At 38.3% G+C, this 25,684-nt stretch carries 26 protein-coding genes; 7 read left to right on the top strand and 19 right to left on the bottom strand.

Features of this window, described 5'->3' with window-relative positions:
* Nucleotides 1-80: 80 nt before the first annotated feature.
* Nucleotides 81-446, bottom strand: coding sequence for a HesB/IscA family protein (locus tag AC4G3K_RS10715; RefSeq protein WP_491077650.1), 366 nt, complete (start codon nt 444-446; stop codon nt 81-83).
* A gap of 251 nt (nt 447-697) precedes the next feature.
* Between AC4G3K_RS10715 and AC4G3K_RS10720 the strand changes: the two genes are divergently transcribed.
* Nucleotides 698-1,456 carry a TraR/DksA C4-type zinc finger protein gene (locus tag AC4G3K_RS10720; RefSeq protein ID WP_491077649.1) on the top strand — a complete coding sequence of 253 codons (759 nt, stop codon included), beginning with the start codon at nt 698-700 and terminating at the stop codon, nt 1,454-1,456.
* Nucleotides 1,457-1,520: 64 nt separating this feature from the next.
* On the opposite strand, the gene AC4G3K_RS10725 is transcribed toward AC4G3K_RS10720, so the two are convergent.
* Nucleotides 1,521-1,757, bottom strand: coding sequence for a YuzB family protein (locus AC4G3K_RS10725; RefSeq protein ID WP_491077648.1), 237 nt, complete (start codon nt 1,755-1,757; stop codon nt 1,521-1,523).
* Between the two features lie 335 nt (nt 1,758-2,092).
* Here AC4G3K_RS10725 and AC4G3K_RS10730 point away from each other — a divergent pair, with 335 nt between their 5' ends.
* The gene (locus AC4G3K_RS10730; RefSeq protein WP_491133287.1) at nt 2,093-3,160 is read left to right on the top strand and encodes an NAD(P)/FAD-dependent oxidoreductase; all 1,068 of its coding nucleotides are present in this window, start codon (nt 2,093-2,095) and stop codon (nt 3,158-3,160) included.
* A gap of 143 nt (nt 3,161-3,303) precedes the next feature.
* Here AC4G3K_RS10730 and AC4G3K_RS10735 read toward each other — a convergent pair whose 3' ends face one another.
* A complete protein-coding gene (locus tag AC4G3K_RS10735) occupies nt 3,304-3,624 on the bottom strand; it encodes a YuzD family protein (RefSeq protein ID WP_491133288.1) in 321 nt (106 codons plus the stop codon).
* Nucleotides 3,625-3,768: 144 nt separating this feature from the next.
* On the opposite strand from AC4G3K_RS10735, the gene AC4G3K_RS10740 reads away from it, so the two are divergent.
* Nucleotides 3,769-4,005: a NifU family protein gene (locus AC4G3K_RS10740; protein WP_491077646.1), complete on the top strand. Its 237-nt coding sequence runs from the start codon at nt 3,769-3,771 to the stop codon at nt 4,003-4,005.
* 46 nt (nt 4,006-4,051) lie between these two features.
* Here AC4G3K_RS10740 and thrB read toward each other — a convergent pair whose 3' ends face one another.
* The 3 genes from thrB to AC4G3K_RS10755 are packed head-to-tail and all read right to left on the bottom strand — an operon-like array spanning nt 4,052 to nt 7,309.
* Nucleotides 4,052-4,957: a homoserine kinase gene (gene thrB, locus AC4G3K_RS10745; protein ID WP_491133289.1), complete on the bottom strand. Its 906-nt coding sequence runs from the start codon at nt 4,955-4,957 to the stop codon at nt 4,052-4,054.
* Nucleotides 4,954-6,015 carry a threonine synthase gene (gene thrC, locus AC4G3K_RS10750; protein WP_491133290.1) on the bottom strand — a complete coding sequence of 354 codons (1,062 nt, stop codon included), beginning with the start codon at nt 6,013-6,015 and terminating at the stop codon, nt 4,954-4,956. The genes thrB and thrC overlap by 4 nt, the downstream gene beginning before the upstream one ends.
* A gap of 1 nt (nt 6,016) precedes the next feature.
* The gene (locus AC4G3K_RS10755; RefSeq protein WP_491077643.1) at nt 6,017-7,309 is read right to left on the bottom strand and encodes a homoserine dehydrogenase; all 1,293 of its coding nucleotides are present in this window, start codon (nt 7,307-7,309) and stop codon (nt 6,017-6,019) included.
* A gap of 473 nt (nt 7,310-7,782) precedes the next feature.
* Between AC4G3K_RS10755 and AC4G3K_RS10760 the strand changes: the two genes are divergently transcribed.
* Complete coding sequence (locus AC4G3K_RS10760) at nt 7,783-8,280, top strand: phosphatidylglycerophosphatase A family protein (protein ID WP_491133291.1); 498 nt, start codon at nt 7,783-7,785, stop codon at nt 8,278-8,280.
* Between the two features lie 67 nt (nt 8,281-8,347).
* Here AC4G3K_RS10760 and AC4G3K_RS10765 read toward each other — a convergent pair whose 3' ends face one another.
* The 3 genes from AC4G3K_RS10765 to AC4G3K_RS10775 all read right to left on the bottom strand — a co-directional run bounded on the left by AC4G3K_RS10765 (nt 8,348) and on the right by AC4G3K_RS10775 (nt 11,461).
* Nucleotides 8,348-9,112: a TIGR01457 family HAD-type hydrolase gene (locus AC4G3K_RS10765; RefSeq protein ID WP_491077641.1), complete on the bottom strand. Its 765-nt coding sequence runs from the start codon at nt 9,110-9,112 to the stop codon at nt 8,348-8,350.
* A gap of 550 nt (nt 9,113-9,662) precedes the next feature.
* Nucleotides 9,663-10,115, bottom strand: coding sequence for a DUF86 domain-containing protein (locus AC4G3K_RS10770; protein ID WP_491077640.1), 453 nt, complete (start codon nt 10,113-10,115; stop codon nt 9,663-9,665).
* A 47-nt stretch (nt 10,116-10,162) separates the two neighbouring features.
* Complete coding sequence (locus tag AC4G3K_RS10775; RefSeq protein ID WP_491133292.1) at nt 10,163-11,461, bottom strand: EAL domain-containing protein; 1,299 nt, start codon at nt 11,459-11,461, stop codon at nt 10,163-10,165.
* A 190-nt stretch (nt 11,462-11,651) separates the two neighbouring features.
* Between AC4G3K_RS10775 and AC4G3K_RS10780 the strand changes: the two genes are divergently transcribed.
* Nucleotides 11,652-11,918 carry a DUF3055 domain-containing protein gene (locus AC4G3K_RS10780; RefSeq protein ID WP_491133293.1) on the top strand — a complete coding sequence of 89 codons (267 nt, stop codon included), beginning with the start codon at nt 11,652-11,654 and terminating at the stop codon, nt 11,916-11,918.
* A gap of 53 nt (nt 11,919-11,971) precedes the next feature.
* Here AC4G3K_RS10780 and AC4G3K_RS10785 read toward each other — a convergent pair whose 3' ends face one another.
* Nucleotides 11,972-12,247 carry a YutD family protein gene (locus tag AC4G3K_RS10785; protein ID WP_491077637.1) on the bottom strand — a complete coding sequence of 92 codons (276 nt, stop codon included), beginning with the start codon at nt 12,245-12,247 and terminating at the stop codon, nt 11,972-11,974.
* Nucleotides 12,248-12,495: 248 nt separating this feature from the next.
* Here AC4G3K_RS10785 and AC4G3K_RS10790 point away from each other — a divergent pair, with 248 nt between their 5' ends.
* Nucleotides 12,496-13,488: a M23 family metallopeptidase gene (locus AC4G3K_RS10790; protein WP_491077636.1), complete on the top strand. Its 993-nt coding sequence runs from the start codon at nt 12,496-12,498 to the stop codon at nt 13,486-13,488.
* Between the two features lie 195 nt (nt 13,489-13,683).
* Here the strand turns inward: AC4G3K_RS10790 and yunB are convergent, their stop codons facing one another.
* The 7 genes from yunB to adhE all read right to left on the bottom strand — a co-directional run bounded on the left by yunB (nt 13,684) and on the right by adhE (nt 22,250).
* Entirely contained in the window at nt 13,684-14,448 is a 765-nt protein-coding gene (gene yunB, locus AC4G3K_RS10795) for a sporulation protein YunB (protein WP_491133294.1), read from the bottom strand.
* A 49-nt stretch (nt 14,449-14,497) separates the two neighbouring features.
* Entirely contained in the window at nt 14,498-15,610 is a 1,113-nt protein-coding gene (locus tag AC4G3K_RS10800; RefSeq protein WP_491133295.1) for an HD-GYP domain-containing protein, read from the bottom strand.
* 234 nt (nt 15,611-15,844) lie between these two features.
* Nucleotides 15,845-16,144, bottom strand: a complete 300-nt coding sequence (locus tag AC4G3K_RS10805; RefSeq protein WP_491133296.1) for a YunC family protein — start codon at nt 16,142-16,144, stop codon at nt 15,845-15,847.
* A 64-nt stretch (nt 16,145-16,208) separates the two neighbouring features.
* Nucleotides 16,209-17,576, bottom strand: coding sequence for a bifunctional metallophosphatase/5'-nucleotidase (locus tag AC4G3K_RS10810; protein WP_491133297.1), 1,368 nt, complete (start codon nt 17,574-17,576; stop codon nt 16,209-16,211).
* Between the two features lie 10 nt (nt 17,577-17,586).
* On the bottom strand, nt 17,587-18,411 hold the full coding sequence (locus tag AC4G3K_RS10815; RefSeq protein WP_491077631.1) for a sulfite exporter TauE/SafE family protein: 825 nt from the start codon (nt 18,409-18,411) through the stop codon (nt 17,587-17,589).
* A 266-nt stretch (nt 18,412-18,677) separates the two neighbouring features.
* The gene (locus AC4G3K_RS10820; RefSeq protein WP_491077630.1) at nt 18,678-19,523 is read right to left on the bottom strand and encodes a DUF72 domain-containing protein; all 846 of its coding nucleotides are present in this window, start codon (nt 19,521-19,523) and stop codon (nt 18,678-18,680) included.
* Between the two features lie 123 nt (nt 19,524-19,646).
* Complete coding sequence (gene adhE / locus AC4G3K_RS10825; RefSeq protein ID WP_491133298.1) at nt 19,647-22,250, bottom strand: bifunctional acetaldehyde-CoA/alcohol dehydrogenase; 2,604 nt, start codon at nt 22,248-22,250, stop codon at nt 19,647-19,649.
* A gap of 366 nt (nt 22,251-22,616) precedes the next feature.
* Between adhE and AC4G3K_RS10830 the strand changes: the two genes are divergently transcribed.
* Nucleotides 22,617-22,922, top strand: a complete 306-nt coding sequence (locus AC4G3K_RS10830) for a c-type cytochrome (protein ID WP_491077628.1) — start codon at nt 22,617-22,619, stop codon at nt 22,920-22,922.
* Nucleotides 22,923-23,048: 126 nt separating this feature from the next.
* Here the strand turns inward: AC4G3K_RS10830 and AC4G3K_RS10835 are convergent, their stop codons facing one another.
* Nucleotides 23,049-23,930: a mechanosensitive ion channel family protein gene (locus AC4G3K_RS10835; protein ID WP_491133299.1), complete on the bottom strand. Its 882-nt coding sequence runs from the start codon at nt 23,928-23,930 to the stop codon at nt 23,049-23,051.
* A gap of 304 nt (nt 23,931-24,234) precedes the next feature.
* Nucleotides 24,235-25,632: a Fe-S cluster assembly protein SufB gene (gene sufB / locus AC4G3K_RS10840; protein WP_491077626.1), complete on the bottom strand. Its 1,398-nt coding sequence runs from the start codon at nt 25,630-25,632 to the stop codon at nt 24,235-24,237.
* Between the last annotated feature and the right edge of the window lie 52 nt (nt 25,633-25,684).

Genomic DNA, 25,684 nt, shown 5'->3' on the forward strand with positions numbered 1-25,684 from the left:
TTTATGTTCTCAATTCTGAATTCCTTTTTTATTATATTTACGCCAGACAGTTCTTAGGATTTACCCTATAAACCTTTAGTCTAACATTGTTCGGGAGTTCCCGTAGCTTTAGCTGTACGGAATGAGGACCCGCAGCCACATGTAGCAATCGCATTGGGATTATCAATCGTAAAGCCTCCACCCAACATGGATTGTTTATAATCTATGCGCGTTCCATTCAAGATAGCTGCATCCTCTTTATTCACCAGAAAATGAATATCATGCTGAATCGTTTCAAGGTCATTTTCCGACTTTTTCTGTTCAAAATTCATACCATAGGATAAACCGCTGCAGCCTCCGCCATGAACGGATACACGCAAGTATGGCTGATCCTCGCCGCTTTCTTTTATCATCGTATTTATTTGAATAGCTGCCGCTTCCGTAACAATAATAACTTCATTATTCACGCCTACATTCCCCCTTAAAAAAATGGTAGAAGGAAAATCAATCCTCTACTCATTAGTATATACATTAACCCGAGTCCCCTCAACCTTGGAAGTCACCTATATTAGGTATACTGCTTCCATTTCATGATCTAAATAAATGTCTTCACTAAGATGATTTTATTATTTTATCCAAAAGAATGAATTATATTTTTTACATAAACCGTTACAGAATGAAGGAAAATAGAAGGACGAAACTGAAAGGAGTTTCTATAATGCTTTCTTCTGAACAACAATCCAAATTTAAATCAAAACTAGTAGAGCAAAAAAAAGAACTTGAACATCATATATCCTTGAATAATCATTTTGGCGTCGGAGAAGATGAGAATTTTTATAATTATGTGGGAGAGCTTTCTACATACGATAATCATCCGGCAGATACCGCCACTGAATTATATGAACGTGGTAAAGACTTAGCCTTAAACGAACATTTTGAGAATGAACTTGCTCAGGTTAACCGAGCTTTGGAAGCAATAGAAAAAGGGACATACGGAAAATGTGAAACATGCGGGAGAGACATCCCATTTGAACGGCTTGAAGCCATTCCTTCTTCCACCTATTGCATCGAGCACAGTACTGAACAAACGGTCTCCCACGAACGCCCAATAGAGGAACAAGTCCTTCATCCGTTATATGAAAAAAAGCATGAAACTGAAGTGAATGGCTTTGATGAAGAAGATTCATGGCAGGCAGTTGCAGAATGGGGAAGTTCAGATAGTCCATCTGATTATTATGATCCAAAAGAGCATTACGACCAGGTCTATTTGAATTCCGATGAACATATTGGGTATGTGGAGGATATAGAAAACTTCGCCGGGAACGATATAGAGGGAAAAAATGTACAAATTTATCCCACAACGGAGCTTGAGCAATTAAAAGATCTATTGGATGAAGAAGGAATCATGACTTCCTTTGGAGATTTAAAACCTTATGAAGAAGAGCCCTATACTGAAGATGCCAATGATGAGGATTGATCCTTTTCGCGATAAAAGGGAAGAAATAAGCGTAATAATACGCCTGCTTCTTCCCTTTTTTATATTAAAACATAGGATTCTCTTCCAGATATTCATAAATATGATCGACCAGTTCTTCCGGGCTGTTCCCTGTCACAACTTCTCCATTTACCAGGGCATACATACTGGCTGAGCAGATTCCACAATAGCTGAGACATCCATATTCAATTACATCTAAATTGGGATCTTTATCTAAAATCTCCATAGCAGGCTGTGATCCGCTAACAAGATTACTGACGCAGAATTCAATAATTGGTTTCATAAAATTGTCACCCCTCAGTACACCAAAATCCTACTCTAAAACGAAATAATAGTCAATTAATTTAGACAAAACAAAAGTTATATTACCCTTTTTCCCTCAAAAATATGGAAATGTCCTTTTTTAAAAATAAATCGACAAAATAAATAGACTTTTCACAAATTATACACTATTCAGTTGTTATTTTTGCTCATTTCCGATATACTTTGTATGGAATTTTACAATATTAACAACTATTCTCAATAATGGTATATATCCAATACTTTAAACCAAAATAGTATTCTAGCAAAATTTAAAATCAGAAAAAATGTATATCCAACAAAGGAGTCGTCATTTCTATGAAAAACTTAGTCATCCTCGGTGGTGGGTATGGTGGTATGAGAATATTGAACAAGCTCACCGATCATCATTTCCCTGCAGATGTTCATGTTACTCTAGTCGATAGAATCCCTTATCATTGTTTAAAAACCGAATTTTATGCATTAGCAGCTGGTTCCATTTCTGACCACACTATACGTGTTTCATTTCCTCAACATGAAAGAATTCAATATAAGTACGGAGAAGTAGACTCTATAGATTTACCAAATAAGCAAGTTCTGATGAAAGATCAAGAACCACTTTCATACGATGAACTGATTATCGGCCTCGGCTGCGAAGATAATTACCACAATATCCCTGGAGCTGCAGAATATACGTATAGCATACAGTCGATTGATAAATCCCGCAGCACCTATCAAGCTCTCAATAATCTTGGGCCAGGTAAAGTAGTGGCCATTATTGGCGCAGGATTAAGCGGAATTGAATTAGCAAGTGAATTAATTGAAGGGCGCCCGGATTTGAATATTAAGCTTTTTGACCGCAATGAACATATCCTATCGACATTTCCTCCAAAACTAAGTAATTATGTGGAAAGCTGGTTTATTGAACATCATGTAGAACTGGTGCCGAACAGTAATATTACAAAGGTGGAACAAAACTTACTATATAATGGTGACGTTTCCATTCCATGTGATGCCATTGTTTGGACAGCCGGAATTCAACCAGTCCGGCCAGTCAGAGATTTACCTGTTGAAAAAGACAGCGGTAACAAAATAAAGCTGACAGCTCAGCACACCATTCCGGGATATCCTGATGCATTTGTCGTTGGAGATTGCGCAAGCCTTGGCCATGCCCCAAGTGCACAGCTGGCAGAAGGACAAGGAGAACAAATCTACCAGGTTCTACTTAAAAAATGGGCCGGAGAACCGCTCCCTGAATCTTTCCCGCCGATTAAACTGAAAGGGATTCTCGGATCTCTGGGTAGAAAACATGGTTTCGGCTTAATGGCTGAACGTACCATTACCGGCAGAATGGCTCGGCTATTAAAGTCAGGTGTTCTATGGATGTACAAATACCATAATGGGTAATGGAGCTTAATCTTTGTATGCCTCCAGCTTAGATTAAAAAAGCTTGCAGATCCAAACTGAACTGCCCCCTTAAAAGTTAGATTTGTGTCTAACTTTTAAGGGAGCAGTTCAACAGAGGATGCAAGCTTTTTCTATAAAATTCACTATTCATCTTTATAGCCATATTCCTTTAAAGCTTCCGAAATCGTTCTTAATCGCGGGTTTCCTTCACCGACTATTTGTCCGTTCAGGATGACCAATGGATAAAAGTATTCTCCTTCAGCAACTTTCACAGCTATTTCTTTTATTGACGGGTCTTCTGGCGGATGATAGATATCGATATACGTAATGGTTAATGGCTGATTCGGAAATTTCCTGGATAAAGCAGCCTGCAGCCACTCATATGTTTCCTTCGATGATGGCATCCCAACACAGCTTGCACATATTTGTGTCGCTCCATACACATATAAATTAGCAACTATCACCTTTTCTCCCCCTAATTAATCTCTTTTATTTTCATCTTACATAATTTAAATAAAGGAAACAAATTTTAACTGTAAGCTAAGGAAAGGAGATAGCTTTTTTAAAGTAAAATCATTATAATATGAGTAGGAAAGGAGTCGATAGCCATGGCAGAACAAGAGTTGTTTGGGCAAGTTCAGAATGTACTTGATAAATTGCGTCCATTTCTTCTTCGCGACGGCGGCGACTGCGAGCTGGTTGATGTGGATGATGGAATTGTAAAATTACGTCTTTTAGGGGCTTGCGGAAGCTGTCCCAGCTCCACGATCACACTGAAAGCTGGCATCGAACGTGCACTTCTTGAAGAAGTTCCAGGCGTTGTTGAAGTTGAACAAGTATTCTAATCACCAAAACATAAACAGCGATTCCCCTATAGTGGAATCGCTGTTTTTATTTCAGCATTTGGAGAACTGCTCCCTTATCTACCATTGGAACATGCAGTACAGTCATTTCTGGGAACTCCTTTTGCAGACGCTCACAAATTGAAGGAACGGCTTCATGAGGAGCCAACGTGAAAATAGTCGGTCCTGCTCCACTAATCGAGCTTCCAAATGCCCCTGCCTCTTTTGCTATCCGTTTAATCCTTGAATAGTGAGGAATTAATTCACTGCGGAACTTTTCATGAAAGCAATCCATCTCCATCATCTCTCCAACTAGTTTCCAATTATTTGTGGCAGCAGCTGCTACTAATATATTTGCTGCTGCACTTGAAGAAACCGCTTGAGGATGCGAAAGTTGGACTGGCAATACACTGCGTGCTCTTTCAGTATTCAACTCAAAAGGAGGAATGATTACAATCGCCTGAACATCCCCAATCGGTAAGGCTACCAGATTGGTTTCATGATCATTATGTAAGCCAACGATTAAACCTCCGTAAATGGAAGCCCCCACATTATCAGGATGCCCTTCTTCTATACTCGCAAATCTCAGTTTTTCTTGTTTACTCAATCCCAGGTTGCAACATGCATTGGCAAGCTCGACTCCCGCAACAATCGCAGAAGCACTGCTGCCCAATCCTCTTGCCAAAGGGATTTCACTTTCCACAATCAATTTACAAGCCGGCATTTCTGCTCCAAAATAGGTTGCTGCTTTCTTAGCCATACATACAATATAATTTCTTTCATCTGTAGGCGTAGATTTTAGCTCTTCCGATTTCACGATGACCTTCCATTCATTAGATAGAACAGCCTCTATTTTTAAGTACAAGCCTAATGCTATTCCAATGGAATCAAATCCCGGACCCAAATTAGCTGTGCTTGCCGGTACTTGGATGTTCAACTTGCCAGGCTGGTTCATGATAGAAATACACCGCCAAAGTATTTCGCCAATTCATCTACATCATTTTCAATAACTTTTGGGGTTATATGGCTACACTCTACAGCTGTAGCAGGGTCTTTAAGTCCATTACCGGTTAACACAGCGACAACTGTTTGTCCCTTCTTGATTTCACCAGTTTGCAATTGTTTATAAATACCTGCAATAGAAGCACAGGAGGCCGGTTCAGCAAATACCCCTTCTTTTCTGGCTAATAATTGATAGGCCTGCACAATTTCCTCATCGGTTATTTCATCCATTTTACCATTCGATTCCTTTACCGCCTCAACCGCATATTCCCAACTTGCCGGATTTCCGATTCGAATAGCAGTCGCAATGGTTTCCGGCTGTTCAAACACCCGATTATGAACAATCGCTGCAGCACCCTCTGCTTCAAACCCTCTCATTTCCGGGAGACCGGTTTGGTAATGCTCATTATATTCTTTAAACCCCTTCCAATAGGCTGTAATATTGCCGGCATTTCCAACCGGTATAGCCAGTACATCAGGTGCTTTTTCTAATTGTTTGCAAATCTCAAAAGCAGCTGTTTTTTGTCCTTCAATTCGATAAGGATTTACCGAGTTCACAAGAGTGATCGGATATTGAGCACTGATTGAGCGAACCATGGCCAATGCTTGATCAAAGTTTCCTTTAATGGCATAAATTTCAGCTCCATACATAACAGCCTGTGCCAGCTTTCCCATTGCAATTTTGCCATCCGGAATGACAACAATACACCGTAAACCTGCTCTGGCAGCATAAGCTGCCGCTGCCGCTGATGTATTACCGGTTGAAGCACATATAATTGTGTCACTGCCTGCTTCAATTGCTTTCGCCACTGCCATCACCATGCCTCGATCTTTAAAGGAACCTGTTGGATTTGCTCCCTCATATTTGGCATATAAATCTATTCCCCATTCTTTTGAGAGGGCATTACAATGAATCAACGGTGTATTCCCTTCCAACAGACTCAAGTTTGGAGTCTTGGCATTCACTGGCAAAAAATCTTTAAATTCCTGTAATAGCCCATTCCAGCTCATCTTAAACTCCTCCTTCAACTCGGTATGTGCTTTTGATCGAATATACTTTTTCATGTGATTCCAGCTCTCGCAAAACCTGATCAAAATTAGATAAAGGAGCCTGATGTGAAACAAGTATAATCTCCGATAATTCATTTACTTTAATCGGCAGCTGCATAATTTTCTCAAAACTTATCCCGTGATTAGCAAAAATAGATGTCAGTTTGGCAAATACTCCGACCTCATCCTTTACATGTATTCGCAGAAAATACTTACTAATCATTTCTTCATCTGTCTTTAATTTCTTTTCAAATTGGGGTATAACCGCACTCCGGCCATTTACCTTTAATCTCATGTTTTTCATGATTGCGACAAGGTCTGATACAACCGCTGTTGCTGTTGGCAGGCTCCCGGCTCCCGGTCCGTAAAACATTGTTTCCCCAACAGCCTCACCATACACATACACTGCATTATATTCGTCGTTTACAGTTGCAAGAGGGTGTTCCTCCGGTAAAAGGGTAGGTTGGACGCTTACTTCTACTTTCTGATTGCTTCTCTTGGCAACCCCCAGTAGTTTCATGGTATAGCCCAGTTTTTTACAAAGTGCTAAATCCTCCTCAGAAACAGCTGTAATTCCCTGAACCTTTACATCATTCAAACCAATATTCATCGAAAATCCCAGGGTAGCCAGAATCGCCATTTTCCTTGCTGCATCTAAACCGCCTACATCAGCAGTTGGATCTGCTTCAGCAAACCCAAGCTTCTGTGCTTCATCTAATGCATCCTGATAAGAAACCTTTTCTTTGGTCATTTTTGTCATAATATAATTCGTCGTACCATTGACAATCCCCATTATTTTAGTAATGTGATCAGATGCCAGTCCATCTACCAAGCTTCGTAAAATCGGAATTCCTCCAGCTACACTTGCTTCATAAAATAAATCACAGCCATTCTCCGATGCTGTACGCAATAAACCCGGTCCATAGACCGCCATTAAATCTTTATTGGCTGTTACAATATGTTTTTTATTTTTTAATGCTTGCATCAACAATAAGTAGGTGTCTTCCACACCTCCAATTACCTCAATGATAATATCAATTTCGGGATCAGAAATGATTTCCATAGGGGATGTCGTTAAAAGTTCAGACGCTAAATCCATCTCCCTTTCTTTATTTAGATCTTTAACAAGGATTCTTTTGATCTCAATCGGGCAACCAACTTGATGCATCAGTTTGTCCTGATGGTTTTGAATAATTTGTACAACACCTGTTCCGACTGTTCCCAGCCCCAGTAATCCAATAGTAATTGGTTTCACCCTATCCCTCCTATTTTGTCCTTATTAAAAATACATTTGTCTATGTATAAACGACATTATAAATATAAATATACCTGCTTACAACTTAAATTGTTTAAAAATATAATAAATTTTACTCTATTGTTTTATTATACATAATATTCTAACTATTTTTTTAAAAATAATTAGAACAGCCTCTCAGCATAAGAGTGATTCTCTTGCCAATTACAAAGGATATTCTTCTCTGCTTCAAGTTTATTCCTTAAGTACTCCCTGTCTTAACTGCCTCTCCAGCTTATTTCTCGTCATTCTTATTCAGTAAAAAACTAATCACCTCTTTTCACCAAACTTACTAAGATATAGAAAGAAGATTTTCTCTCTCATTTATCAAGGACAAAAAAAGATTATCCCGTTCCAGCAAAGATGATGGGGCTGTTTCATTTTCTCTTTATCACTATTTGTATGTACTATAAATGGAAGTCGGTGTATATTTTATGAAAGGCAAACCCATGGATAAAACCGAACAGACTGCACGAAAATGGCTAAATGACCGTGGTGTATCAATCAAGGAAATCGGTGAATTAGTCATGTATCTTCAACATATGTATCATGAAAACTTGCAATTGGAAGATTGTATTTACAATGTGGAACGCGTTCTTGCTAAACGTGAGGTTCAAAATGCTATTTTAACAGGCATTCAGTTAGATATGTTAGCTGAAAAGGGGTTATTGGAGGAACCTATACAGTCCATTATTAAAAGCGATGAAGGTTTGTATGGCGTAGATGAGAATCTTGCATTAAACATTGTTAATGTATATGGATCCATCGGCTTTACCAACTATGGATATGTCGATAAGCTTAAACCAGGGATACTGAAAGAATTAAATGATAAATCAACTGGAAAATGCCATACTTTTCTTGATGATATCGTTGGAGCCATTGCAGCTGCAGCCTCAAGTCGCTTGGCACATCGTGTTGAAAATGTGGAATAGACATAAAATAAGAAGGGACTCACTTTAAAGGAAATATTTCCTTAGATGTGAGACCCTTTTTTTTAAATTAGATGGTCCATTGATCCAATGAATCGATTGTATAGGTCGGCTTTTGATCATACCCGTTTAAATGTTCTCGGGTCGTAACACCTGTATGAACAAGCAGTGTGTCAACTCCGGCATTTATTCCAGCCATAATATCTGTATCATAGTTGTCACCAACCATTAGGGTTTCTTCCTTAGCTAACCCGAGTACCTTCATGGCCTGTTCCATAATAATAGATTCCGGCTTTCCGATAAAAATAGGCTCCGTTTGTGTGGATACGGTAACAACGGAAGTTAAGGATCCGTTCCCCGGTAACAGGCCTCTCTCCGTTGGAATCGCAATATCTGCATTGGTTGAAATGAATGTGGCTCCATTACGGACAGCCAGACAGGCTACCGTTAATTTTTCATATGTAATACCACGGTCAATACCAGTAATTACAAAATCAGCATCTTCTTCTTTAAAGGCAAATCCTTTTTCTTTGCATGCTTCAATGATACCGTCTTCACCGATAATAAAAACGGAGGCATCCTGTTTTTTCTCATATATATAGTTTGCGGTAGCCATGCTTGTTGTAAACACTTGCTCTCCTGTAGCAGGAATTTCAAATTGACGTAGCTTTTCAGCTACCTGCTCAGGAGTACGTGATGAATTATTCGTTACGAATAAATAAGGAATATCCTGTCTCTTAAGTTCTTGCACAAAATGGACAGCTTCCAGTATCCTTTCCGTTCCTTTGTACATCGTTCCATCTAAATCAATTAAATAACCTTTATACTTTTTCATACGCTTGTTCTCTCCTGGACGTGTTAGATTTACTCCATTTACTTTACCACAGTAGAATTCAATCGAAAAGCGGAAGCCCGTTAGATAGCTCTCCTATGTTTAATAGGGCTTTATATATTATTCCTTATTTAGTATGTCAAATTTTGCAGAAAGGTTACCCAGTTTGTTTTTTTGAAATTGAGCTCTCCTTTTACCCCTGGAAAGAGTGTTTGGCTGGATTTTAGTCAACTTCGGCTGGTTTACGGCTCACTTTAGATCAATTTCCGCTCACTTCGGCTGGATTATCCCGTTTCCTGCTCTATTCCCTCCCACTTTGGCTCGGGTTCCGCCTTCCTTAGCCGCACTCTTCATTTATATTTGTTAAAACAGACTCTCTTTTCCCCCTGGAAAGAGCGTTTGGCTGGATTTTAGTCAACTATGGCTGGTTTACGGCTCACTTTGGTTCGATTTCCGCTCACTTCGGCTCGATTATTCCCGTTTTCCGCTCTATTCCCGCCAATTTGGAAATAAAAAATAAACGACAAGCATACCGGCTCATCGTTTCTATGTACTATAATTTATTATATGGTTTAAAAGCGGTCACGACACCTAACTCAGTTTCAATATAGCTTCTTACACATGCTGGGAACTGTTGAATGGTGCTCAAATTTTCATAGATTGCTTTTTGCAGGTTCTCGTGATGAATAGCTGTGTAGGTTTGTACGAGTGCTTTTCTATAGGGCAGCAATGCTTTTAAATTCGGCTCCATTTCTGTGCCAATCACTTTTTCATCCAGCAAGATATCAATAATGTCTTCATAGCTGCCAGGGTCTCTCATGATAAAACCATCTATCATTGCATTTCCGACATCCAGGATTGCATCTATGGTTGTTTGAAAGATACGCTCTAATGCCAGACTCTCAATAACTGATTCAGTCCAATCTTCTTTACTCTCCAGTAGATTTGTCTGTGTTTCTATATAGCACAGTTTATCCTCAATTGCTTCTCGATCTACGAAGTACATCCTGTATTCCTCCTCATCATCTCACCATATCGATTATCTTTATAAGCTTATATGGTGGCCAACGAAAGTTCAAGAAATTGTGGTCTTCCATAAAAATATCCTTGAGCGAGGTCTACCTTATTCCGTTTCATGACTTTGGCTTCATCTTCATTTTCAATTCCTTCTGCCACGACAAGGGAACCAGTTTCTTTAGCAATTAGCAGCAAGCCTTTAAGCATAGATTCTTTCACACTGTTGGAATGAATATTATGTATGACTGTACGATCGATTTTTATGATATCAGGCAATACTTCTCCGATAATATGCAAGCTTGCATAGCCAGCTCCTGTGTCATCAATAGCAATCCTGATTCCAATTGAACGCAAATAGCATACATTTGCTCTTAATAAATGAATTCCTTCAATCGAATCTCTTTCTGTTATTTCAAATACAACCATAGACGGATCTATCTCATATTCCTTTAATAGCATCTCTACATGACGTGAAAAATTACGTTCTCCCATCGTAATGGGTGTGAAATTGATAAAAATATCGCCCTCTATTTCTGTCTTTTGTATATGCTGAAATACCTTTTCCAGCACAATCATTTCAAGGGTAAACAATCTGCCTGTTTGTTTAGCAACAGCAAATAACGTTAACGGGTTTTCAAGCTTCGTTCCAGCTGGACCTCTCGACAGCATTTCCCAGGCTTTCACTTTGCCCGTTTCTACATCTAATATAGCCTGTGACATCAGGCGAATCGATTTATCATGGATAATACCAGTAAGCTGATGAATCATTTCATTATAATCCGGCTCTACTTCATTACGAGCCATCGAATGTGCCAAAACGAATGCCCGATTAACTGCTGTTTCGACATTTTTATATGTACGGTCACAGTACATATACCCATGTCCAACTGTAAACTCAATTGGCGAATGTCTGTATACATGAGATCTCATGACTGACTGGTGTATATTTACTATGATATTATCCAATGGATCGGCGTCTGGTGTGGACAACGGCATCTTCACATACAAGACAATGCTATCCCGATTAAAATCCTGAACACCCATAATATCTGTCGTACAAATATATGTTTTAATAGCGTCCTCAAAGTCTTTTTTCATCTCATAAAAGAAGGAATAATAGGCTTGCTCACCCGCCATTTCCTTCAATTCATCCATTTTGCTCAAATGAAATACAACGACAGCGATTTCATTTTGATTTCCAAATGCTTTTGTTATCCTAGAAACAATTGGGTTTCTCATTGTGAATTTTGGAGGATAGAACAGAAGTCTGGAATCCGGAAGAAAAAAGGATAGCCATTTATTCCATTTCACTCTTCCGTTATTGGTACGAACCATATTACACAATCCTCTCACAGAAGCATAGTAGGAATTTATATCCAGTATACTGAACACTTATCATAAACCTATTATATCCTTTTTTATAAATTTTTGTTGAAAAATGTTAAAATAATACAATAATTGAACAAAATAAAAGCTATACATTTAAAAGGTGAAATACTACAAATCAAAATGGCGGAGGGATTATATGTCAGAACAATTTTTTCTTTATGATGATACACTTGATACGAAAACAAGATTTGTCAGTTTTATGGGGGACAACAGCAGAATTGACCTTGCTTTAACCCGAACCGATCGTTTTTATGGAAAAACACTCGTGTTGGATATGCAGGGAAATCGATTTGCCATTATTGGTCCAGATGATTTGGAGGAGCCCGGTTATTTGGAATACGCTTTTTCTATCACGAGTGATGAGGCATTGGAGTGGAAGAAGTTTTTAGACGAGATTATCTAATAGCATAATCGATGCATAAAAGCCCCCCATTAAAAAATCGGAGGGCTTTTCAATTACTTTTTAGTCTTCTTTAAGATAAAGTATGAACAGCCAAAATTACAGTATTCATAAAGGTATTCTTTGATGGTGCTGATCTTATTATCGTACGATGCTTTTTGATTTTGGTCATCAAAAAAACCTTTAAGGCGAAGCTGCCCATATCCCCAATCCCCAAGAATATAGTCGTAGCGGTTTAATATCTCACTGAAACGGCTTTTAAAAGTTTCTTCATTAAACCCATCACCATATTCTTCTACAATCTCATATTGAGTGTTATTAATGGTAATCATTTGTTCACCTCTTACTCATTTCATCCATGATTTGTTTCCTTATTATATCATTCTCCACATATAACCATGAAGTTTTTTATTTGCGTCTTCGAATGGTGCATAATTGTCTTCCATTTACTTTACTACCCTTTACCTGCTCTTAGTAGGATGAGCAATCTTATATGAATTACAATTACTTTCCAATTTCCAACTAAAATAATCATCCATATTTTTCGGTATACTAACGAACAAGTAAAGGAGTGTTCCATATGTTCTATCGCGTATTGATTCTATTCATCCTGGCAGCTACGATTTCTACTTGTATACCCATGCAGGCTGCAGCTAGTCAAGATGAGCAGCAACTAATTAAAAAACGAATGGAATTGTACAAACAAGTCGAAGACTCCACCCTACTACCCTGGTACTATATAGCTGCTTTTGACCAATATGAACGAAGTATCAGATTAGCTCGAAAAGATCTCCCGGACCCTAATATATTAGGTATTCTAATCCCCCCTGATAAGTGGACCGGCCTTGCAAATTTAAATAATGAAGACACTAACCCATTAACTATTTCTTTTTTTGGGGGCATGGGGCTAGATGGTGATCAGGATGGAAAAGCAGATCGTTCCAATGAATATGATCAATTAGCTGCAATCAATCAGTATTTGCTTTCTTATGGAATAGATAAGGATAATTTCCGTATTGGAATATGGGAATACTATAAAAGGGACAGGGCAGTGAGTATTATTATGAGCAATGCTGAATTATTTAAAAAACATCAAACCATTGATTTGCAGAAAAAAGCTTTCCCTGTACCTCTCGGCAGCCATTATACATATAACAGCACATGGGGAGTTGCCCGAGGCTGGGGTGGCCGCCGAACTCATGAAGGCACAGATATCTTCGCAAATTATGGTGTACCTGTCAGGTCTACCTGTTACGGAATTGTTGAGCTGAAAGGCTGGAACAAATTCGGTGGATGGAGAATCGGGATTCGTGATATTAATAACACCTATCATTATTTCGCCCATCTGAATGGTTTTGCAAAAGGGATTAAGGTCGGCCAATTAGTTGAACCAGGTACTCTCCTTGGCGGTGTTGGCAGTTCTGGCTATGGCCCACCCGGCACATCAGGAAAATTCCCTCCCCATCTTCATTACGGAATGTATAAAGAAAACGGACGAACTGAATGGTCCTTTGATCCATATCCATATTTAAGACTTTGGGAGAGGAAAGAAAGAGCTGCAAAAGCAAAGTGATAATTTTGAGCCGATATGAAAAGACGGATCTATCCTGTAAATATAGAAATGGCCTGAATTCTGTATGAAACAAGATTCAGGCCTTTCACTTTGTCTTTCATCCTTAATTACATGTAAGAGTTCCAGAATAACTTCACGCTTCCCTGAGGTGTAAGTAATACTATACTGCCAAAGGACCAATTTCCGACAGAACCTCTATTTTGTCGGCAATTGAATGGCTGGACTTCCTCCTGTTCCACTGCCATTAAAATAAGTTGGGACATGACCGGACACGACTCTCATCCCCATTGGAATATTTGTGGTAATCTTCGTTGGCTTTGAAGCAAATGGAATAATCACCTGTGCATGAACTTCAACCTCTAAATAGACTTTGATTAGTGCGTTGTTTATTCCATATGGCTCCAAGGTCGTTTTTACGTCACTTTGAACATCACTGATGGTTTCCATTTTCACTGGGATTTTGGGACCAAGATTGCCCAATAAAGCATTATTGGTTGCTTTCCCAAGGGGTACCTCATGAATGGTTCCTTTTGAACGTTTTGACTCTGCCATTACTTGATCCTTTAAATAATCAAAGGATGATAAATTGCCATTTTCTATTTGACTTAATTGCTTTTGAATAAGTAAAGAAGTTTCTGAACGAATCCTGTTAATAATTTCAGTGTTAAACTGGATTCCGTCCACTGCTATATTATCTCCCTGCTTCGGTATATCTGTAATAATTTCATTCATATCACTATTTTTGGAAATGGTTTCTTTTATCGCATGATTAATGACCAAGCTGGTAAGTTTTTTGGTTTCAGATTCGGCATAACGCATCAATGTGGGTTCAATAGCTGCATTCACAATCCAAAGGCTGAGCAAACTTGTTCCGATAAAGAAAAGAAACGTAATAAGGAGGACATGTTTAACAGGCAAGGGACCTCTCATAATAGTTCGTTTCCTTCTAATTCGTTTCATAAAAAATCCCCTCCTTACAAGTATATCTATGCTTGTAAGGACGGGATTATTAGCTTAATTTCTGGGAGTGGCTGCTGTAAGTGACGTCACATTTTTGAATGGTGACATCCAACTGGCTTTTCAAATCAACCTCATACCTAAATGGTAAAGGTTCACCATTTTTTTCATACACTTCTATGACTGGACGATCGCTAAAACCTATATTTTGCCTGGATACAATCCCTTTGCGTTCATCGCTTAATACCACTGCTATACCTACTGGATATATGGCTACTGATCTCTTAAATGCATCTACAACTTCTCTATCAAACTTCGTGCCGACGCCTGAATACAAAAGTTCCAAAGCTTCACTTGGCAACATGGCATTCCGATATACCCGGTTAGATGTAACAGCATCAAAAACATCTGCGACAGCAATAATTTTAGCCATGTACAGGATTTCATTGCTTTTTAGCCCGCGGGGATATCCACTTCCATCAAGTCGTTCATGATGTTGATAGGCACAATGAGCCACGAGTAATGAAAGACTATGGACCTGTCTGAGTATGTTGAACCCATCCTCCGAATGCTGTTTAATCAAATGGAATTCCTCTTCCGTCAGTTTGCCAGGTTTAAAGAGGATTTCTTCTGGAACGGTCATTTTTCCCACATCATGCAGAATGGAACCAAGTCCTAAAGTTTTTAATGTTTCTGGCTTTAATTTCAATTCCAATCCTATGGCGAGTGAGTATAACGTAACATTTAAAGAATGATTAAAAACATAGTTGTCAAATGTAAAGATATCAGAAATAATATGAAATAAATCCTGGTGACCTTTTAATTCATCTGTAAGTTGATCGATAAGTTTTGACATGCTAAGAGTAGCATGATCTATAACCATACTTTTGGATTGCTTGATCTCGTCTTTCATATTCTCAAAAGTATCTTTAATTGTCACAATAGCTCCTCTTCGGAGTTTATCAGGAATACTATCTTCAGGAATTATATGACTGGTTTCTACTTCATCAATATAAACATATAGGATATTATATTTCTGCAGCCGTTTAATGTGCCAATCTGTAATTTGCACACCTTTATTCAAGAGGATTCGGCCCTTCATATCAACGATTGGCTTTCCTAGAACGACACCCGATGATAAATAAGCTGTCTGAATGATTCTCATTTTTTATACCTCTGTTAAGGAAAAGGATTAAAATGTCTATAATTTGACATCTTCTAACTTATTATAACAGATTAAACCAAATTTCCTTTTAATTTTTGGAATATATTATAAATAATCGCTTTTTTTGGAGAGGATGAGTTTATCCAAACTCATCATGATTCTCCAGCATTATAATCGTTCTAAAACGTATCTGAATCCAAAAAAGAAGAGCATTCCCCTATACCGAGGAATACTCTACATGAACTGAATCGCATCTTTTCCAATCATTCCCGGGGTAATCCCTCTCTTTTTAGCTTCATCGGTCACCGATTCGAGCGGAGCATTCAGCAATTCTTCAAAGGTACGTACACCTACGGCCCTGCCGGCAATGATCCTTCGCTCTTTAAGTCGTTCATTCAACAATCCAATATCCAACGCTCCGCACATAATATATCCCTCCTGCCCGGCTATCACAAGGAGAGATGTCTTTGGCAACTGTACACATACTCCCTTGTATAATTTTCCGGCTATTTCAAAGGGCAACATTTCTATCATGAGCTTCACCCCTTTTTCAAGGTATCGTTCATAAAGTATATGGCTATTCACAGGAATAATAACCTTAAGATGTTTCCAGTGCTAATTTCCAGGCAAGAATATCTCTTAGAAATTCCGGCATAAGATACATCTTATTCTCAATCTCCCTGACTTCCGGAAACAAATACCCAAATGTAAACATATCAGGGATAGCTACCCGATAAATTTTATTTTTTTCGATACTTTTCCCGTTATGCAGCCACTGAATCTGATTCTCTATATCTATCAATTGGATCCCTGCATAAACAAATAATCCCATCACTTTCCCTCGGAAACCAAGACCCTTCACTTGTAAGTGAGGCCATTCGGGATTGCGGGTCATGTTCAAGATTTGGATTAATTTTTCTCCATTTATCGTCAAAACACATGGATTGATTGGGTGTGGACAAATTTTATGGATATCATATTTTGTCACAACGCCGGCTTTCAAACCATCCAGTAATAAACCAGAATTTACTATAGCAATATCTGATTTACACCAATCCTTTAAACCTTGGCAAAGTATATCAGGAAGATCCGATTGGTGAAACCAATCTGTTTTTAGAGGCTGTTTTAACGTAAGGATTGCTTCGTCCAGTGATATCTCACCGATTCTATACAATTTATTGGCCAATTCCTGTTCTTTGTCTGTCAATCCATCTGCCCTCATATCTTTAAGAGTAGCCCGTGTGGTAATAAATCCTTCATCTATCGTTAATTCAACATGCCCGACAAACATGCCATATTTACCTGCACAGCATAGGAGGGTATTATTAATCTTTTTTCCGCTATGCAGAATATGATGAGTGTGCCCGCCAAGTATAATGGTGATTTCCGGATGTTTAGCAGCAATTATTTCATCGCTTGGTAAGCCTAAATGAGAGAGTAAAATAATGATATCTGCTTTCCCATTTAATTCATTCAGAATACGCTCTATCTCCATGAATGGGTCTGTTATGGACCATCCAAGGAGCTGATATAATTCAGTGAATGGTGCTGTTACTCCAAAGAAAGCAATCCGTCTCCCTTCTGGTGTTACCCTGATATAGTAGGGGATAGCCCATTCGGGTTTACTTCCATCAGGCTTATAAAGATTGGCCACGGTTACCGGGAATTTTGCTTCCTTGTATAATTGATCCAATTCATCATGTGGTAAAGTAATTCCCTCATTATTACCAATTGTTGCGCCGCTGATCCCAGCCTCATTTAATAACCGGACGTTCCCTTTTCCCATTGTACCTTCCGTATAAGGATGAAACCGGTCAACATGATCACCAATATCGAGCTTAAATACAAGATCTCCCGCTTCTTCATAACCTGCTTGCTGGTTGTTCATATATGTTACAATTTTATCCCAATGTTCAAAATGACTATGTAAATCATTTATATGAAATAAATGAATGGTTTCTTTCATATTCTCACCTCTAGATAAGCGCTTGTACCCCTTCCCAGATCAATTTTATGCCAACGACTACCAGCATAATTCGGAGTGCGATGACCAAGGTGGTACTTTTCATTTTTGTATTAGCATATGCACCCAATTTTGCTCCAATATATCCGCCTGGAATGAGGGCCAATGCATAGAGCCAGATGACATGGCTTTGCAAGATATGGCTAACGGATCCAATAATGGATGAGAAGAATATTAACAGCATCGATGTTCCTACAGCGACGTGGGGAGGGAAATGGAAAGCTAACAGCATCACAGGAACCATGAGCGAGCCTCCGCCTATCCCAAATAAAGAGGATAAAAAACCAACAACAAAAGAAACTAATATAGCACTGCTTTTTCTGTATCCATATTGGTGCTCTTGCCCTTCCTTATCTATGTATGTACGGGTAACCATGCCATTAAAATCGCTCTTTTTCGGCTTAAGTTTATTCCTTATCATTAGCAGAAAGGACATAAAGACCATTAAAATCCCAAAGAGGATATTAAAGGCTTCCACATTTAAATAGGAATTGGCCCATCCCCCAATTAAACTGCCCGGTGCAATTCCAAGCAGAAATAAATAAGCACTTTTATAATCTACTGTCTTCTGTTTTAAATAGGCAAGGGTAGAAGACAATCCTGTAAAGATTAGGGTGAAAAGAGAGGTACCAACAGCCATTTGGGGGTTGATGTTACCAAGAACTCCACCAGATAAAAAAAGAAGAATCGGAACGATGATAATTCCCCCTCCCAATCCAACCAGAGAACCGAAAAAACCGGCTGTCAATCCAACGATAATTAATAATAAATAACTCATATGATCCGCCTTCCAATGATACAGTATATATAGATAAAGCTAAGTGATTATAGTTAGTTTTCATTTATATAATTAATAATGCATGGGTGTTATTGTGACGAAAAATCGTCTTGGCGTCAGCCCAATAATTTCCTTGCGATTTTCTGCTATCCACCGGAGTCTTTTAACTTATTTTTAGTCGATGTTTGAACTTCCACTGAATTAATTTCTTATTCTTGTATTTATCTCGCACCTGCCTGAGGCGGGAGATTTCTGCCTTAGTCAAGTTAAAATAAATCCATCTGTCTCGGACTTAAATCCTGATAGGTAATTCCTAATAATTTTTGAAATTCTTTCGCATTACCAGCTGCGTCACCACCGGAATTATTATTGAATAACACAATAATATCCTTTGTATCCTTTGCTAACTCCGTAATTCTCATTCTCCATTCAAGTAGCTCTTCTTGATTATATTTATATAAATAACGAACTTCACGCCAATTCGCATCATTCGGTTTATTCCAGCCATACACGTTTCTTCCATGCATCCGTACAAGTGTCAGTTCTGAATTCGTCGCAATGGGGACTGTCGGGACAGAACCCTCTCCAGCCTGTGGTTCATCCACAACAGAATGAATCCAACCTTCCTCTTTCATAAAAGACAAAGTTGCTTCTCTAAATTTTTCGTTATACCATGATTGATGCCGAAATTCCAATGCTATCTTACAATCTCCCATCATTTCTTTACAATATCTTAAATAATGGACATTCTCTTTGTTACAATCAAACCATGGCGGAAATTGAAACAGAACCATCGCCAATTTATTTGCATCTATGTATGGCTTTAAGGATTCCTTAAAAGCAAGAAACATATCTTTCTTTGTCTCAAAAGGGATATCGCCACGCTGATGCCCTGTCATTCCCTGATAAGCTTTAACCACGAAACGAAACGTATCCGGTGTTTCTCTTACCCATTTCTCCGCATTCTTGATCGGTTGTACAGCATAAAAGGATGCATCAACTTCCACTACTGGAAAATGGCTGCTATACTCAGCCAGTTTATCTTTAGCTTTTATATTCGCAGGATATAGGGTATCATGGTCACCCCATCCGGTTACCCCAATATAAATCATAAAGGATCCCTCCTACGTCATATCATAGCATATGAATGCAGATACTTGGCTAATGGTGCTTCTCCATTGATAAATACCATTGTACAAAAAAAGACAGCACCAGGGTGCCGTCTTTTTAACTGTTTAGATACCTTTATACGCTTCTCTTAAGATTTCTTCAAGTTCACTGATAAGAGGTAATTTTGGATTGGCTGTTGTACATTGATCTTCAAATGCACGCTCTGCCAATACTTTTACTTGTTCTTCAAAACGTTCTTCCGTGATTCCTTGTCCTTTAATGCTCATATCAATTTCTAATGATTTACCAAGTTCAGTGACAGCCTGAATTAAGGATTGAACCCCTTCTTCCATTGTATTTGCAGGAAGTCCCAGCATTCTTGAGATTTGCGCATATCGTTCATCCGCACAATAGTATTCATATTTTGGGAAGAGCGCATGTTTTCTTGGACGTATCGCATTGTAACGGATAACGTGAGGCAAAAGAATCGCATTGGAACGGCCATGTGGGATATGGAATTCAGCTCCAATTTTATGTGCCAGACTATGATTTATTCCAAGGAATGCATTGGAGAAAGCCATTCCTGCCATACAGGAAGCATTATGCATTTTCTCACGCGCTTCCTCATTGGCTCCATCATGGTACGCTGTTTTTAGGTTATTAAAGACAAGTTCAATTGCTTTTAAAGCTAATCCATCTGTATAATCATTTGCCATAACGGATACATACGCTTCAATCGCATGTGTTAGTACGTCCATACCAGTATCGGCTGTGATGTTTTTTGGAACGGTCATGACAAACTGCGAATCCAGAATGGCCACATCCGGTGTTAGGGCGTAGTCAGCCAAAGGATACTTTACATTTGTTTCCTTATCTGTAATAACGGCGAATGGTGTTACTTCAGAACCAGTGCCGGATGTTGTCGGTATGGCAACAAATTGGGCTTTTTCACCTAAGTCAGGATATTTAAATGTACGTTTCCTGATATCAATGAATTTTTGTTTAATGTTAAAGAATGTAGTTTCCGGTTGTTCATAGAATAGCCACATCCCTTTAGCCGCATCCAGCGCGGAGCCCCCGCCTAAAGCGACAATCACGTCGGGTTCAAAACTGTGCATTAATTTAGCTCCCTTGAAAACTGTTTCATCAGATGGATCCGGTTCTACATCCGCAAACATTTCAATGGCTTCAATTCCTTTATTTTTCCACAAATATTCTTTAACAATATCCACATAACCAAGGCTTACCATACCAGGATCAGTTACAATAAAAGCACGTTTGATTTTTCTCATTTTCGCTAAATATTGTGTTGAATATTTTTCAAAGTAAATTTTAGGCGGCAATTTGAACCATTGCATATTATTACGGCGTTGTGTCATCTTTTTCACGTTAATTAGGTGAGTAGCCGAAACATTCTCAGAAACTGAATTATTTCCATATGAACCACAGCCCAGTGTCAAAGATGGGATGAAGGCATTATAGATATCACCAATTCCCCCTTGAGCAGATGGAGCATTTACAATGATGCGGCAAGCCTTCATTTTCAATCCATATTCCCGTTGGATTTGCTCATTCGTACTGTGAATAACGGCAGAGTGTCCAAGACCGCCAAGGTTTAGCATATCCATACAAGCCCCAAAGCCCTCTTCCGTAGATTTCACACGGATACAAGCCAATACTGGACTTAATTTTTCACGGGATAAAGGATATTGTGGACCGGCGCCATCGATTTCGGCAATCAAGATTTTTGTATGCTCCGGTACTTTGATTCCGGCCATTTCAGCTATTTCCTCAGCAGATTTACCAACTATATTGGCATTAACGGCACATGTACTTTCATCAATAACAAGACCTTCTAGTTTCATTAATTCTTGACTATTTACAAAATAGCAGTTGTTTTTAATAAACTCTTGTTTAACTTCTTCGTAGATTTCATCATCTACAATAATTGCTTGCTCAGAAGCACAGATCATTCCATTATCGAACGATTTGGATAAAATCACATCATTGACTGCGCGTTTTAACTTAGCAGACTTTTCAATATAACATGGTACGTTACCCGGGCCTACACCAAGTGCCGGTTTACCTGTTGAATATGCTGACTTCACCATTCCTGCTCCACCTGTAGCAAGCACTAATGCAATATCTTTATGATTCATTAATTGCTTGGTTGCTTCGATAGATGGATGTTCAATCCATTGAATACATCCCTTAGGAGCACCTGCAGCCACAGCCGCATCATGTAAAATTTGCGCTGCCATCTTGGAGCTTTTCTGGGCTGATGGATGGAAAGCAAATATGATGGGATTACGTGTTTTAATCGATATTAAGGCTTTAAACATAGTAGTGGAAGTTGGATTCGTAACCGGTGTAACACCAGCGACAATTCCGACAGGTTCTGCAATATCCATTACACCTGCTTGTTCATCTTCATGAATGACGCCAACGGTTTTATCATATTTAATACTGTGCCAAATATATTCAGTCGCAAATATATTTTTAGTACATTTATCTTCATAAATCCCTCTGCCAGTCTCTTCAACTGCCATTTTGGCTAAAAGCATGTGTTGGTCTAGACCGGCAATTGCCATTTGATGAACAATATCATCGATTTTTTCTTGATCAAATGTTTCAAATGTTCTCAGGGCAGATTTTCCATTTTCAATTAACTCTTCAATCATCTCAGAAACGGTTAGGACTTCTTCTAATTTTTCTTCTTTAATAGCCACTATAATTTCCTCCTTATAGAAAATCGTTTAATGGTCACTAATTGTCCCACCGGGATAATTAATGTCCCTACTAGTGAAAAAAATTTTGACATCCTATCTGATAAGTTTATAATATCAGATTATTTAAAAACAATCTGTAAATAAATTGTGAACATTCGCTCTAATTTTATCAAAACTATATGTGAAGCATATCACAAACTTAGTATATGCTTGATTTGAGCAAATGTCTATCTGTTATTTCGTTTTTTTTAAATATGAGTCCTTTGTCATAGATTTATCGATACTCTATACAAACCTTTATAGTGGACAAAAATTGAAACTTCAGTAAAGTAATTCTTAGATAACCCAGAAAGGAGAAAGAATCCAATGTACAAGAAAGCACTCCTGCTGATTGGCTTGGCCTTTTCATTAACAGCCTGCTCTTCCGGTAATGAAGAAGAATCTCAAAAGCCTCAAACGGAAGAAGAAAAAATATATGCCAATAATTGCGCTTCCTGTCATGGCAATGCCTTAGAAGGCTACGCCGGACCGAAATTAGATGATATCGGAAATAAAATGAGTAAAAAAGAAATTTTAGAAACGATTAACGATGGTGCAACAGGAATGCCAGCAGAAATAATTCAAGGCGAAGAGGCAGAGAAGGTTGCTACATGGCTTGCTGAGAAGAAATAAAGAACCTTACCTTTATTCTCTTTAATTATTTCCTATACTCAGAAAACTGTTCATTATATAAATAAGTTTCAATAGGGAGTAACCTTGATCATAAGAAATGCCGTCACCATTTGATGACGGCATTTCTTATTGTTCTGTATATTCTTTTTGTCTATCTTGTATAGAAAATTGTTGAGATGCTAAACAAATTTGGTTATCGTACAGTTTTTGAGCTATGACTTTCTTCACCAATTGAGCTGCTTCTAAATAGTGTTCATCATCCACAGTAGCTTTCACAGAAAAGCGATAGCCATAGAGGCTGCTATCTAAAGAAGATAATCCATGGACTTGATATGGTTCGAGATATTCACCGAATATATCCTCTTTAAGATAAATGTAGTGCTTTTCGTTGAGCTCAACACATGCCTGACCAAGTAACTCTTCTATTTTCTCAGGATTTTCCTTGAAACTTACGATCACACTCTCAAAAACCCTTCTCTTTTCTACATTACCATTTTCTACTTTTCGGATTTCACCATTCGGAACAGTCATCAGTTTTCCGTTCACTAAACGAATTTTTATCACCCTAAAACCCATTTCCTCGACAGTTCCACCATCTATCTCCCCATTAACATGAACAAAATCTCCTCGCTGAAATTGTTTTTCAAATATCATAAAAAATCCAGCCAGAAGGTCAGTCATAATCTTTTGGGCCCCGAGACCAACTACTATTCCTAATACTCCACCCGCTACAAGTATATTTTTAATATCTACAAAGGGTTTAATCATAGCAAGAATAATTATAAAAAAAGCTAAATATGTAGACGTGTTGCGTACAACGGATTCAATCGTTTGTTCTTTTTTCTCACTAAAAAAATGGGTATGTTTAAAAAAATTGTGGAGAATAAACCTAACCAAATAAATTAAAGCATACGTGATTATAACCGTGTAAAGAATAGATAAGCCATAGCTTTTAAGTTGAGTCCAATCAATATTGATAGTATTTTGTATTCTATTAAAAATATCCATTCCCATCCCCCATTTTAGTATTAAACTTACTAAATACTACTAAAAATACTGGTAATATCCAAGTATAGTAGAAGGTTTTTTGTAATTAATTCTAATTAACAGTAGTTAGAAGCAGAAGAATTGCAGGGTCCAAAACTAAGTGGATTCGTGATTATTTAGGTGGGACCTAAAGGTCATAGGTGTAACATAAACGAGCTATAGGTATTTAACTCGACTTTTATTGCATCTTTTAACTTTGAATCAAAAAAAGAATCCGAAATTAGATTCGGATTCTTTCATGAATATGGAATTTGTTATATCAGGATTATCCGATAGAACCTTCCATCTCAAATTTAATTAATCTGTTCATTTCAACGGCGTATTCCATTGGCAGTTCTTTCGTGAATGGCTCAATGAATCCCATAACAATCATTTCTGTTGCTTCTTGTTGTGAAATACCTCGGCTCATTAGATAGAAGAGCTGCTCTTCAGATACTTTAGAAACTTTCGCTTCATGCTCAAGAGAAATATTATCATTGTGTATTTCATTATATGGAATTGTATCGGATGTTGATTCATTATCCATAATAAGCGTATCGCACTCAATATTGGAGCGAGCTCCATCCGCTTTTTTACCAAAGTGTACAATACCGCGGTATGTTACTTTACCACCATGCTTAGAAATTGATTTAGAAACAATAGTGGAAGAAGTATTTGGAGCCAAGTGTATCATTTTAGCACCGGCATCCTGATGTTGACCTTTACCGGCAATGGCGATGGAAAGAGTCATTCCACGAGCGCCTTCTCCGCGTAAAATACAAGCTGGATATTTCATAGTAAGCTTGGAACCGATATTTCCATCAACCCATTCCATTGTACCATTTGCATCTACCACTGTACGCTTTGTTACAAGGTTATACACATTGTTTGCCCAGTTTTGGATCGTTGTATAACGGCAGTAAGCATTTTCCTTAACAATGATCTCAACAACTGCACTGTGAAGTGAATTCGTTGTGTACACAGGAGCCGTACAGCCTTCTACATAATGCACGGAAGCATCTTTATCAACGATGATTAAAGTACGCTCAAATTGACCCATGTTCTCCGAGTTAATACGGAAATATGCTTGCAATGGAGTATCCATTTTAATACCTGGTGGTACATAGATAAATGATCCACCGGACCATACTGCAGAGTTTAATGCAGCAAATTTATTATCAGCTGGTGGAATTACTTTTGCAAAATGTTCACGGAAAATGTCTTCATTTTCACGTAAAGCGGAATCTGTATCTTTGAAGATGATTCCCATATCTTCCAAATCCTCTTTCATGTTATGATACACAACTTCGGATTCGTACTGAGCGGAAACACCAGCAAGATATTTTTGCTCCGCTTCAGGAATACCCAGCTTATCAAACGTACGTTTGATTTCTTCAGGTACTTCATCCCATGATTTTTCGGATTTCTCGGATGGTTTTACATAGTACGTAATTTCATCAAAGTTTAATCCTGCAAGATTGCCTCCCCATTGTGGCATTGGCATTTTATAAAAAAGTTCAAGAGACTTCAGGCGGAAGTCCAGCATCCATTGTGGCTCGTTCTTCATGCGAGAGATTTCTTCAACAATCTCACTAGTTAAACCGCGTTTAGAACGAAAGATGGAAACGTCCTTATCATGAAAGCCGTATTTATAATCACCGATATCAGGCATTTTTTTAGCCATCGATCGCTTCCTCCATTCTTTCTGGTATGAGCTGCTCCCTATACACAGCCCA

This window comes from Bacillus sp. z26 (assembly GCF_058313635.1).

Excerpts from the sequence above, each read along its gene's own strand:
- AC4G3K_RS10720 (WP_491077649.1), top strand. The coding sequence starts at position 698 with ATGCTTTCTTCTGAACAACAATCCAAATTTAAATCAAAACTAGTAGAG.
- AC4G3K_RS10725 (WP_491077648.1), bottom strand. The coding sequence starts at position 1,757 with ATGAAACCAATTATTGAATTCTGCGTCAGTAATCTTGTTAGCGGATCA.
- AC4G3K_RS10730 (WP_491133287.1), top strand. The coding sequence starts at position 2,093 with ATGAAAAACTTAGTCATCCTCGGTGGTGGGTATGGTGGTATGAGAATA.
- AC4G3K_RS10740 (WP_491077646.1), top strand. The coding sequence starts at position 3,769 with ATGGCAGAACAAGAGTTGTTTGGGCAAGTTCAGAATGTACTTGATAAA.
- thrB (WP_491133289.1), bottom strand. The coding sequence starts at position 4,957 with ATGAACCAGCCTGGCAAGTTGAACATCCAAGTACCGGCAAGCACAGCT.
- thrC (WP_491133290.1), bottom strand. The coding sequence starts at position 6,015 with ATGAGCTGGAATGGGCTATTACAGGAATTTAAAGATTTTTTGCCAGTG.
- AC4G3K_RS10760 (WP_491133291.1), top strand. The coding sequence starts at position 7,783 with ATGAAAGGCAAACCCATGGATAAAACCGAACAGACTGCACGAAAATGG.
- AC4G3K_RS10765 (WP_491077641.1), bottom strand. The coding sequence starts at position 9,112 with ATGAAAAAGTATAAAGGTTATTTAATTGATTTAGATGGAACGATGTAC.
- AC4G3K_RS10770 (WP_491077640.1), bottom strand. The coding sequence starts at position 10,115 with ATGTACTTCGTAGATCGAGAAGCAATTGAGGATAAACTGTGCTATATA.
- AC4G3K_RS10775 (WP_491133292.1), bottom strand. The coding sequence starts at position 11,461 with ATGGTTCGTACCAATAACGGAAGAGTGAAATGGAATAAATGGCTATCC.
- AC4G3K_RS10780 (WP_491133293.1), top strand. The coding sequence starts at position 11,652 with ATGTCAGAACAATTTTTTCTTTATGATGATACACTTGATACGAAAACA.
- AC4G3K_RS10785 (WP_491077637.1), bottom strand. The coding sequence starts at position 12,247 with ATGATTACCATTAATAACACTCAATATGAGATTGTAGAAGAATATGGT.
- AC4G3K_RS10790 (WP_491077636.1), top strand. The coding sequence starts at position 12,496 with ATGTTCTATCGCGTATTGATTCTATTCATCCTGGCAGCTACGATTTCT.
- yunB (WP_491133294.1), bottom strand. The coding sequence starts at position 14,448 with ATGAAACGAATTAGAAGGAAACGAACTATTATGAGAGGTCCCTTGCCT.
- AC4G3K_RS10800 (WP_491133295.1), bottom strand. The coding sequence starts at position 15,610 with ATGAGAATCATTCAGACAGCTTATTTATCATCGGGTGTCGTTCTAGGA.
- AC4G3K_RS10805 (WP_491133296.1), bottom strand. The coding sequence starts at position 16,144 with ATGATAGAAATGTTGCCCTTTGAAATAGCCGGAAAATTATACAAGGGA.
- AC4G3K_RS10810 (WP_491133297.1), bottom strand. The coding sequence starts at position 17,576 with ATGAAAGAAACCATTCATTTATTTCATATAAATGATTTACATAGTCAT.
- AC4G3K_RS10815 (WP_491077631.1), bottom strand. The coding sequence starts at position 18,411 with ATGAGTTATTTATTATTAATTATCGTTGGATTGACAGCCGGTTTTTTC.
- AC4G3K_RS10820 (WP_491077630.1), bottom strand. The coding sequence starts at position 19,523 with ATGATTTATATTGGGGTAACCGGATGGGGTGACCATGATACCCTATAT.
- AC4G3K_RS10830 (WP_491077628.1), top strand. The coding sequence starts at position 22,617 with ATGTACAAGAAAGCACTCCTGCTGATTGGCTTGGCCTTTTCATTAACA.
- AC4G3K_RS10835 (WP_491133299.1), bottom strand. The coding sequence starts at position 23,930 with ATGGATATTTTTAATAGAATACAAAATACTATCAATATTGATTGGACT.
- sufB (WP_491077626.1), bottom strand. The coding sequence starts at position 25,632 with ATGGCTAAAAAAATGCCTGATATCGGTGATTATAAATACGGCTTTCAT.